The 7,744-nt window shown below is 64.0% G+C and carries 10 protein-coding genes and 1 tRNA gene; 5 read left to right on the forward strand and 6 right to left on the reverse strand.

Going from position 1 to position 7,744, the window contains the following annotated elements; translation table 11 throughout:
• Positions 1-157: 157 nt before the first annotated feature.
• From ACEQXV_RS02950 to pdxH, 4 genes are all read right to left on the reverse strand, one after another.
• Positions 158-234 (reverse strand) — tRNA-Pro (locus ACEQXV_RS02950).
• A gap of 45 nt (positions 235-279) precedes the next feature.
• Positions 280-744, reverse strand: a complete 465-nt coding sequence (locus ACEQXV_RS02955) for a DUF192 domain-containing protein (protein WP_370253807.1) — start codon at positions 742-744, stop codon at positions 280-282.
• 1 nt (position 745) lies between these two features.
• Positions 746-1,267 (reverse strand): cold-shock protein, encoded by a 522-nt coding sequence (locus tag ACEQXV_RS02960; protein ID WP_370253805.1) that lies wholly within the window; start codon positions 1,265-1,267, stop codon positions 746-748.
• A 203-nt stretch (positions 1,268-1,470) separates the two neighbouring features.
• Entirely contained in the window at positions 1,471-2,139 is a 669-nt protein-coding gene (gene pdxH / locus ACEQXV_RS02965; protein WP_370267822.1) for a pyridoxamine 5'-phosphate oxidase, read from the reverse strand.
• Positions 2,140-2,219: 80 nt separating this feature from the next.
• Between pdxH and fabI the strand changes: the two genes are divergently transcribed.
• Together fabI and gpt are read left to right on the forward strand one after the other, a co-directional pair.
• Positions 2,220-3,032, forward strand: a complete 813-nt coding sequence (gene fabI, locus ACEQXV_RS02970) for an enoyl-ACP reductase FabI (RefSeq protein WP_370267824.1) — start codon at positions 2,220-2,222, stop codon at positions 3,030-3,032.
• Between the two features lie 4 nt (positions 3,033-3,036).
• Positions 3,037-3,546 (forward strand): xanthine phosphoribosyltransferase, encoded by a 510-nt coding sequence (gene gpt, locus ACEQXV_RS02975; protein WP_370253802.1) that lies wholly within the window; start codon positions 3,037-3,039, stop codon positions 3,544-3,546.
• A 90-nt stretch (positions 3,547-3,636) separates the two neighbouring features.
• On the opposite strand, the gene aroB is transcribed toward gpt, so the two are convergent.
• Complete coding sequence (gene aroB, locus ACEQXV_RS02980) at positions 3,637-4,758, reverse strand: 3-dehydroquinate synthase (RefSeq protein ID WP_370267826.1); 1,122 nt, start codon at positions 4,756-4,758, stop codon at positions 3,637-3,639.
• Positions 4,755-5,321 carry a shikimate kinase gene (locus tag ACEQXV_RS02985; protein ID WP_370253800.1) on the reverse strand — a complete coding sequence of 189 codons (567 nt, stop codon included), beginning with the start codon at positions 5,319-5,321 and terminating at the stop codon, positions 4,755-4,757. Before ACEQXV_RS02985 ends, aroB begins: the two co-directional genes overlap by 4 nt.
• Positions 5,322-5,422: 101 nt before the next feature.
• Here ACEQXV_RS02985 and ACEQXV_RS02990 point away from each other — a divergent pair, with 101 nt between their 5' ends.
• The 3 genes from ACEQXV_RS02990 to ACEQXV_RS03000 form a co-directional block, all read left to right on the forward strand.
• Positions 5,423-5,560, forward strand: a complete 138-nt coding sequence (locus tag ACEQXV_RS02990; protein ID WP_370253798.1) for a hypothetical protein — start codon at positions 5,423-5,425, stop codon at positions 5,558-5,560.
• Positions 5,550-7,055, forward strand: coding sequence for a hypothetical protein (locus ACEQXV_RS02995; RefSeq protein WP_370253797.1), 1,506 nt, complete (start codon positions 5,550-5,552; stop codon positions 7,053-7,055). The genes ACEQXV_RS02990 and ACEQXV_RS02995 overlap by 11 nt, the downstream gene beginning before the upstream one ends.
• Positions 7,052-7,744: tyrosine-type recombinase/integrase (locus tag ACEQXV_RS03000; protein ID WP_370267828.1), on the forward strand; the 693-nt coding region annotated here is incomplete at its 3' end. The genes ACEQXV_RS02995 and ACEQXV_RS03000, both read left to right, overlap by 4 nt.

Here is a 7,744-nt window from a genome sequence, read left to right on the forward strand (position 1 = left end):
CCCGGCCCTTGGAAGGCCGCGACCGGACGTCGACACCAGACTGCCCCTTATCGCTCATCCTGATCCGATCCCATGCGCACAAACCGCCGACAACGGCCACAATGGGCCAGGCGGGGGCCAAACGGCAAGCCGGGCGGAACGATATATCGAAGGGAAATGGTCGGGGCGGCGAGATTCGAACTCACGACCTTCTGTACCCAAAACAGACGCGCTACCAGGCTGCGCTACGCCCCGACTGCGGCGCTTCCTAGCGCGCGCGGGAAGGCAATGGAAGCCCGATTATTCACATGGCCAGACAGCCAGGGCCTCGTCGATCGCAGGGTGGCGCATTTCAGACCCAACGGTGATGCCGATGGCCTCGCTGAGGCCCCCGTTGATCTCCAGCACGTATTGCACGCCCTCACCCCCGGGAATCGCCGTGCGATCCAGCGGAACGGCGTTTTCGTGGATTCGGGTCACGGTTCCGCGTTCGTCCATGAAGATCATGTCGAGCGGAATCAGCGTGTTGGCCATCCAGAAGCTGACGCGTTGCGGTTCGTCGTAGATGAACAGCATCCCGGCCGAGCGCGCCATTTCCGGCCGGTTCATAAGCCCAAGCGCGCGCTCCTCTGGGGTATCGGCCACTTCGATGCGGAACCGGGCCGTGCCCCAATCGCCCCGCAATTCCAGACGCGCGTCGGAACAGGACGCATCGGCGGCCCCTGCTAGAAGTGTCGCCGCCAATGCCAGATGCAAAACACGCATCCTAGTCCTCCCGGTAGTAATCCCAACTCCGTATCTCGCCCGCCATCTTGCCGCGCGGCCCGTCGACGACCCGCATGGTGATGGCTTCACCCGGTTGCAGATCGGCGAATCCGAAGCGCCGAAGCACCTCGACATGGACGAATACGTCTTCAGGATGCCCGAAGACATTGGCGAAGCCAAAGCCTTTTGCCTTGTCGAACCATTTGACCCTGGCCGGAACAAAGGGCGTCCCGTCAGGAATCTCGATCAACATGCCTGTACTGGCTTCCATCTGATCGGACTCGGGCGGCTCGATTTCCAGCACTTGCTGTGCCTGGATGCCGCGTTCTGTCTTCTGGATGACAACCTTGATGCGTGATTGGTCGGCGACGGAGCTCTGACCGAAATTCCTCAGCACGTTCGCGTGCAGAAGAATGTCCGGTCCTCCCTCGTCCGAAATGATGAATCCGAAGCCTTTCGCGTTATCGAACCACTTTACAGTGCCCGACACGATCGGACCCGACTGCGTACCCTCGTCGGTCATGCGTTCCCCGATAGAGCTGCCCGAAGGCAGGTCGTGTTATTGTCCCCGTAAAATAACTTGGGGCTTTCGCAGGCGCAGCGCAAGGATAATAGATTTAATAAATTCAAATAGTTAAAAATTACCCGTGATGATCTATCGCGATTCTGTTAACCTTTGTTAACCCCACTTGGAGATCGGATCTGCTCCCCTTGCGCCGCACCCGGTCAGGGGTTTAGACGCGTGACTTCCCAAGCCGCATCGACAGCCTGCCTGCGCCAGCGGAACCTGTCATGCAAACGGAACGCCCCGTCGGCCCAGAACTCGATTTCAAGGGGCGTAATCCGGTAGCCGCCCCAGAACGGGGGCCGCTTGGGGTTGGGGCCGTGCTGCGCCGTGATCTTCGCAACTTCGGCCATCAGGGACCCGCGCGATGCCAGCGGCTGCGACTGCTGCGAGGCCCAGGCCCCAAGGCGGCTTTTCAGCGAGCGGGTGGCATAATAGGCATCCGCCTGCGGCCCCTCTTCCCTCGATACCAACCCCCGCACGCGAATCTGCCGACGCAGGCTTTTCCAATGCATCACGAAGGCAGCCTTTCCGGCCTGGTCGATCTCGCCCGCCTTGGCAGATCCGTAATTGGTGTAGAAAACGAAAGCCCCGGCCTCTATGTCCTTGAGCAGCACCATCCGCGCATTGGGCAGGCCATCGGCATCCACCGTCGACAGCGCGATGGCATTGGGATCGTTGGGTTCGCTTGCCTCCGCCTCGGCCAGCCAGTCCCGCGCGATCTGGAACGGATCGTCGCCTGAGAAAATTCCGGTTCTGTCGCTCATGGTCTGCTGTCTCCTCGCGGTTTGACGACAAGCTAGCGCCGTGCCCTGCCCCCCACAAGCCATGCGCCTGTCATCTTGAAGCAGGCGCGCCGATGGCCTAAAGGGTTCCAAAGCTTAATCAATGCATCGCCGAGGGAGATAGCATGGGTCTGATGACGGGCAAGCGCGGGCTGATTATGGGCCTGGCCAACGACAAATCCATCGCCTGGGGCATTGCCAAGGCCTGCGCCGACCAGGGCGCGGAACTGGCCTTCTCCTACCAGGGCGAGCAATTGCTCAAGCGCGTGAAGCCGCTGGCCGAGCAGATCGGCTGCGACACGATGCTGGAATGCGACGTGACCGACGAGGACTCGATGGATGCGCTGTTTGCAGCGCTCGAAGCCAAGTGGGGCAAGATCGACTTCGTGGTCCATGCCATCGGGTTTTCCGACAAGAGCGAACTGCGCGGCCGCTACGTCGACACCAGCGCCGGCAACTTCGCCATGACCATGAACATCTCGGTCTATTCCTTCACCGCCGTGTGCAAGCGCGCCGCCGCGATCATGCCCGATGGTGGCTCGCTGCTCACGCTGACCTATTACGGCGCTGAACAGGTCATGCCGCATTACAACGTGATGGGCGTGGCCAAGGCCGCGCTGGAGGCGTCGGTCAAGTATATCGCCGAGGATCTGGGCAAGGACGGCATCCGCTGCAACGCGATTTCGGCGGGCCCGATCAAGACCCTCGCCGCCAGCGGCATCGGCGATTTCCGCTACATCATGAAGTGGAACGAGCTCAACTCCCCGCTGCGCCGCAACGTGACCCAGGAAGAAGTCGGCAAGGCCGCGCTCTACCTGCTCTCCGACCTGGGCAGCGGAACCACGGGTGAAAACCTGCATGTCGATGCGGGCTACCACGTGGTGGGCATGAAGGCGATCGACGCGCCGGACATGACGCTTGAAAAGAAGGACGGCTGATCCGATGACCGGCGCTCAACTTCCCCACGAAAAAGGGTTTCACATCAGCTGGGACCAGATTCACCGCGATTCCCGGGCCCTGGCCTGGCGGCTCGACAAGCGCGGACCGGGCGAAGATGGCGCCTGGCGCGGCATCGTGGCGATCACGCGGGGCGGCATGGCGCCTGCGATGATCATCGCGCGTGAACTGGACATCCGCACCGTCGATACGATCTCGATCAAGTCCTACAATCACCAGACCCAGTCCGAGCCGGTCGTGCTGAACAGGCCCGATGATGCGCTCATGGGCGACGGTGAGGGCGTACTGGTCATCGACGACCTCGTTGACAGCGGCAAGACCCTGGAAGTGGTCCGCGCCATGTATCCCAAGGCCCATTTCGCGACGGTCTATGCCAAGCCCAAGGGCGAACCGATGGTGGATACGTTCATCACCGGTGTCAGCCAGGACACCTGGATCTTCTTCCCCTGGGACATGGCCCTGCAATATGTCGAACCCTATCGCGGGACCGACTGAAGAATTTTCGTGAAAATTCTTCCTGTTGAGCCGGAAAAAATCTTCCAGAAGATTTTTCCGGCAGGCTGAAAACTTTTCCAGAAAAGTTTTCTAGCCGCGGGGCCTGAGCGCCTCGGTCAGAACCGCGTGAACGTCCTTGCGCGGCACATCTGCCGTGACGAAAGCCTCCCCGATCCGGCGCGCAAGGATGAACCGGAGCTGACCGTCGACCACCTTCTTGTCCTGCCCCATGAGATCCAGAAGCGCATCCGCATCCGGCAGGTCACCGGGAATGTCGCTTAGATCCTTTTTCATCCCCATGGCGGCCAGGTGCGCGCGCACACGGCTCGGTTCTTCCTGGCTGACAAGGCCGAGCCGGTAGGACAGTTCAAAGGCCAGCGCACATCCGATGGCAACGCCTTCGCCATGCAGCAGCCGGTCGGAATAGCCGGTTGCCGCCTCCAGCGCGTGACAGAAGGTATGCCCAAGGTTCAGAAGCGCGCGGTCGCCCTGCTCGGTCTCGTCACGCTCCACGATATCGGCCTTCATCTGGACCGAGCGGCGCACGGCCTCCAGCCGCAGAGCATCATCGCCGGCCGCCAGCGCGGGGCCGTTGGCCTCCAGCCACTCGAAGAACGCATCATCCCCGAGCAGGCCGTATTTCTGAACTTCACCGTAACCGGCCAGGAAATCGCGTTCACTCAGCGTGCCCAGAACCGAGATATCGGCCAGCACCAGCGAAGGCTGGTGAAAGGCGCCGATCAGGTTCTTGCCGTGAACCGAGTTGATCCCGGTCTTGCCGCCAACCGAACTGTCGACCTGCGCCAGCAGGCTGGTGGGGATCTGCACGAAGCGCACGCCCCGGCGCAGCACCGCCGCCGCAAAGCCCGCCAGGTCGCCGATCACGCCCCCCCCGAAGGCCACGACCATATCCTTGCGCTCGACACGCTGTTCCAGCAGCCATTCGACCGTGCGGGTAAACTCGGGCCAGCCCTTCGTCGACTCGCCCGGCGGCAGGATCAGGGCCTCCATCGTGATGCCCTCCGCACCAAGCCCGGCGCGCAGCGCCTCCAGATGCAGCGCGGCGACACGGTCTTCGGTCACCACGAAGACCCGGCGCCGCCCCAGAAGTGGCGCGATTTCCGTCCCGGCGCGGGCCAGCAGGCCGGACCCGATACGCACGTCATAGGCCCGCGCACCCAGGGGAACGTGAACGGTTGCCATCTCACTCATCTTGTCATCTCCACGATGCCTGCCGCGCCAAGCCGGTCCATCACCGCATCTGTGGTCTGGTCGATGCTCCAGCCTGCGCGGGTTTCCACGGCGAACTGGGCCTGCTCATAGGCGGGCGTGCGCGCGGCCAGAAGCTCGGCCAGGGTCTCGCGCGGATTGGCGGTGCGCAGCAGCGGGCGCGAATCCTTGTGCTTGACCCGGTTCCACAAGAGCGACAGGTCCGCCTTCAGCCAGACAACCGCTGCCTTTTCGGAAATGCGCGCGCGATTGGCCGGCGACAGCCACGCCCCGCCCCCCGTCGACAGGATGCATGGCGGGCCTTCCAGAAGCCGCCCGATCACCTGCGATTCCTTCTCGCGGAAGAAGGGTTCGCCGTAGCGATCGAAAATCTCTGCAATGGACAGCTTGGAGGCCGCTTCGATCTCGGCATCCGAATCCTCGAATGGAACGTCAAGCCGGGCCGACAGCGCCTTGCCGATCGCCGTCTTGCCCGCGCCCATCATTCCGACCAGCACCACAGTGCGCGTCAGGCGCAGGATGTTCTCTGGCGTGGTTTCGCCCATTGTCAAAAAAATCGTCCCCTCACTGGCGAAATCCCGTTCCACGTGGCTTATAATGAATTGATAGCGGCGGCAAACGCCGAAACATGGCAGGTTGAGGACAAATGCTGGGGCGGATCATCAAGCTTCTTTTCTTTTTGGCGCTTCTGGGCCTCATCGGGCTCGTGGGCTATGCCTATTCCGGCCTGATGCAGCCGCAAACGCGCGAAATCACGCGCCCGGTTGAGCTGGATGTGGACTAGGGCCGCGATTCTCTGCCTTGCGCTCGCGGCCCCGGCCCATGCGCAGCAACCGGTGGAAAACACGCCACCGCCTGAATGGCTGTCGGAAACACTGCTCAGCCCGCATGGCAATATCGCGACGACGGCCAGCCGCTCCGAGATTTCCGTGATGCCCATCGGCGCGGTCAGTCTCGATGCCGTGGGGCTGCTGACACCGATCCAGACGGGCCTGCCGGCCGACCTCTGGGCCGGCAGCACCTCGCAGACCCTGGCCAACCTCTTTCGCGACCAGCCTTCGATGGGTCTGCCCGCGATCCAGGGCTTTACCACCATGCTGGCGCTGGCCGAGCTCAACCCGCCGCCCGACAGCACACCCGAGGCCGAACTTTTCCTGGCCCGGCTCGACATGCTGCTGTCACGCGGGGCGATCGACCCGGCGCGCGCGATGATGGAACGCGCAGGCCCCACGGCGCCGCGTGTCTTTCGCCGCTGGTTCGACGTGACGCTTCTGACCGACCAGCCCGACCGAGCCTGTGCCGCGATGCGCGCCAATCCCGATATCGCGCCGTCCTTCCCGGCGCGGATCTTCTGCCTGGCGCGCGATGGTGACTGGTCCGCCGCCGCGCTTTCCCTGGGAACCGGCGAGGCGCTCGGCTTCATCCCGGAAACCGAGGCCGATCTGATCGCCCGGTTCCTTGACCCCGAGATTGCCGAGGAAGGCGCCCCCCTGCCCATCGACCTGCAACCCTCGCCGCTGCATTACGTGATGCGGGTGGCCATCGGCGAACGCCCCGGCGCGGGCCAGTTGCCCCTGCCCTTCGCCCATGCCGACCTGGCCGAGGTTGCTGGCTGGCGCGCGCAGCTCGATGCCGCCGAGCGGCTGGCACGGGCGGGCGCGATCACGCCGGACCAGTGGCAGTTGATCTATACCAGCCGCGTTCCTTCGGCCTCTGGCGGGGTCTGGGACCGCGTGGCCGCCGTGCAGCGTTTCGACGTGGCCATGCTGGCCCAGGACCCGGTTGGCGTTGCGCAAACCCTTCCCGCAGCCTGGGAGGCCATGCACGAGGCTCAGCTCGAGGTGCCCTTTGCCGAGATCTACGCCGAACGCCTGCTGCGCCTGCCGCTGACGGGTGACACGGCCATGCTGGCGCGCCGGGTGGCGCTCTTGTCCAGCTCCTACGAATACGTGGCGCAGATGGCGGTGCCGCAAAGCCCGGGCGAGCGGTTCCTCTTCGCCATCGCCCGGGGACAAAGCGCGCCGCCTGCGCCCGCGGGGGCCTTTCCGCGCCTGATCGCGGACGTGTTTTCCCGCGTCGAGGTGCCGGAGCGCTTCGCGCGCATGGTGGCCGAAGACCAGATCGGCGAGGCCCTTCTGCGCGCGGCGCTCGTGCTGAGCGAGGAGCAGGGCGACATGGACGATATCCAGGATGCACTGGCGCTGTTCCGGGCGCTCGGGCTGGAAACCGTGGCGCGTCGCGCCGCGCTGCAACTGATGATCCTGGAGCGGCGGGGATGAGCCGGGACTGGATCTCGCCCTTTCTTGACGCGCAGGCCGCCGAGCTCAACGCCGCCGAAAACACGCTTCTCGCCTATGGCCGGGATCTCGTGCATTTCGATGACTGGCTGGCGCGGCAGGGCCGCGATTTTTCCACCGCTTCCCGCGCGGATATCGAAGCCTACCTCGTGGCGCTCGATACCGAGGGGCTGGCCAAATCGACGCGCGCGCGGCGGCTTTCCTCGATCAAGCAGCTTTACCGTTTCGCCTATGACGAGGCGTTGCGCGACGACAATCCCTCGCTTCAGATCAAGGGGCCGGGACGGGACAAGAAACTTCCGAAAACCCTTTCAATGGAAGAGGTTGACCGCCTTCTGGAGCATTCTGAAACCCATGGGCGCAGCGCCGGGGACCGACTGCGGAATGCCTGCCTGATGCAGCTGCTCTACGCCACCGGTATGCGCGTGAGCGAACTGGTGGGGTTGCCCGTTGCGGCGGTTCGGGGCGATCCGCAGCTTCTGCTGATCCGGGGCAAGGGCGGCAAGGAACGGATGGTGCCCCTGTCGCCGCCCGCGCAGGCCGCGCTGGCCGCCTGGCTTGTCCATCGCGACGCCGGGGAAGAGTCCGCGCGGCTGGAAAACGGGGCCGCGCCATCGCGCTTCCTGTTTCCCTCGCGGGGCAAGTCCGGTCACCTGACGCGGGTGCGCTTC

Origin of the sequence: Nioella sp., assembly GCF_964229645.1 — a bacterium.
Lineage (GTDB): Bacteria > Pseudomonadota > Alphaproteobacteria > Rhodobacterales > Rhodobacteraceae > Nioella.